The sequence below is a fragment of the Allobacillus halotolerans genome (assembly GCF_018967645.1).
GTDB lineage: Bacteria > Bacillota > Bacilli > Bacillales > Alkalibacillaceae > Allobacillus > Allobacillus halotolerans.
Window position 1 is genome coordinate 1 of record NZ_JAHLZF010000038.1, and the last position, 2,476, is coordinate 2,476.

A 2,476-nucleotide genomic window follows, 5' to 3' on the forward strand; every position below is an offset into this window, starting at 1 on the left:
GATGTAATGGTAAAAAAGCAGCAATTACAGCAGGTTATAGTAAGAAAACAGCAGAGTCTTTAGCAAGTCGATTGTTAAGAAATGTTAATGTTTCGGAATATATTAAAGAACGATTAGAACAGATACAAGAAGAGCGTTTAATGAGTATTACAGAAGCTTTAGCGTTATCTGCTTCTATTGCTAGAGGAGAACCTCAAGAGGCTTACAGTAAGAAATATGACCATTTAAACGATGAAGTGGAAAAAGAGGTTACTTACACAATCACACCAACTTTTGAAGAGCGTCAGAGATCTATTGACCACATACTAAAAGTACATGGTGCGTATATCGATAAAAAAGAAATTACTCAGAAGAATATTGAGATTAATATTGGTGAGTACGATGACGAAAGTTAAATTAAACTTTAACAAACCATCTAATGTTTTCAATAGAAACATATTCGAAATACTAACCAATTACGATAACTTCACTGAAGTACATTACGGTGGAGGTTCGAGCGGTAAGTCTCACGGCGTTATACAAAAAGTTGTACTTAAAGCATTGCAAGACTGGAAATATCCTAGGCGTATACTATGGCTTAGAAAAGTCCAATCAACAATTAAAGATAGTTTATTCGAAGATGTCAAAGATTGTTTGATAAACTTCGGTATTTGGGACATGTGCCTTTGGAATAAGACTGATAACAAAGTTGAATTGCCAAACGGCGCAGTTTTTTTGTTTAAAGGATTAGATAACCCAGAGAAAATAAAGTCGATAAAAGGCATATCAGACATAGTCATGGAAGAAGCGTCTGAATTCACACTAAATGATTACACGCAATTAACGTTGCGTTTGAGGGAGCGTAAACACGTGAATAAGCAAATATTTTTGATGTTTAACCCAGTATCTAAACTGAATTGGGTTTATAAGTATTTCTTTGAACATGGTGAACCAATGGAAAATGTCATGATTAGACAATCTAGTTATCGAGATAATAAGTTTCTTGATGAAATGACACGACAAAACTTAGAGTTGTTAGCAAATCGTAATCCAGCATATTACAAAATTTATGCGTTAGGTGAATTTGCTACACTAGACAAATTGGTTTTCCCTAAGTATGAAAAACGTTTAATAAATAAAGATGAGTTAAGACATTTACCTTCTTATTTTGGATTGGACTTTGGCTACGTTAATGATCCTAGTGCTTTTATACATTCTAAAATAGATGTAAAGAAAAAGAAGTTATACATCATTGAAGAGTATGTTAAACAAGGTATGCTGAATGATGAAATAGCTAATGTCATAAAGCAACTTGGTTATGCTAAAGAAGAAATTACAGCAGATAGTGCAGAACAAAAAAGTATAGCTGAATTAAGGAATCTAGGGCTTAAAAGGATTTTACCAACCAAAAAAGGGAAGGGCTCGGTTGTACAAGGGTTACAATTCTTAATGCAATTTGAAATCATTGTTGATGAACGTTGTTTCAAGACTATTGAAGAGTTTGACAACTACACATGGCAAAAGGACAAAGATACAGGTGAATATACCAATGAACCAGTAGATACATACAATCATTGTATCGATTCGTTGCGTTATTCAGTGGAACGATTCTACAGACCGGTTAGAAAACGCACAAATGTCAGTTCGAAAGTTGACACAATAAAATCTCTAGGATTATAGGAGGGAACAAATGTTAAAAGTAAACGAATTTGAAACAGATACAGATCTACGGGGAAACATAAATTACTTATTTAATGATGAAGCCAATGTTGTTTACACATATGACGGGACGGAATCCGATTTATTACAAAACGTTAATGAAGTAAGTAAATGCATTGAACATCACATGGATTACCAACGACCTAGATTGAAAGTGTTAAGTGATTATTACGAAGGTAAAACTAAGAACTTAGTTGAGTTAACACGACGCAAAGAAGAGTACATGGCAGATAACCGTGTAGCGCATGATTACGCATCTTATATTAGCGATTTTATCAACGGCTATTTCTTGGGTAATCCAATTCAATATCAAGATGATGACAAAGATGTATTAGAAGCTATTGAGGCATTCAATGATTTGAATGATGTTGAGTCACACAATAGATCTCTAGGATTAGACTTATCAATTTACGGTAAAGCTTATGAGATAATGATTAGAAACCAAGATGATGAAACGCGTTTATACAAGAGTGATGCAATGAGTACTTTTGTCATATACGACAATACAATTGAACGTAATAGTATCGCAGGCGTTAGATATTTAAGAACTAAACCAATAGACAAGACTGACGAAGATGAAGTGTTTACAGTTGATTTATTTACTTCTCACGGTGTTTATAGATATCTTACCAGTAGAACAAATGGATTGAAGCTCACACCACGTGAAAACGGTTTTGAATCACACTCTTTCGAACGTATGCCTATTACAGAATTTAGCAACAACGAAAGAAGAAAAGGGGATTATGAGAAAGTAATCACTTTAATTGATTTGTATGAT

General features: G+C 33.7%; 3 protein-coding genes. All 3 read left to right on the top strand.

The annotated features are described in order from the left end of the window. Positions 1-395: terminase small subunit (locus KQ486_RS13745; protein WP_031792752.1), on the top strand; the 395-nt coding region annotated here is incomplete at its 5' end. Beyond that, positions 382-1,659, top strand: a complete 1,278-nt coding sequence (locus tag KQ486_RS13750; protein WP_000169946.1) for a PBSX family phage terminase large subunit — start codon at positions 382-384, stop codon at positions 1,657-1,659. The genes KQ486_RS13745 and KQ486_RS13750, both read left to right, overlap by 14 nt. A gap of 10 nt (positions 1,660-1,669) precedes the next feature. Next, positions 1,670-2,476 (top strand): phage portal protein (locus KQ486_RS13755; protein WP_216687977.1); only part of this gene is annotated, 807 nt, incomplete at its 3' end.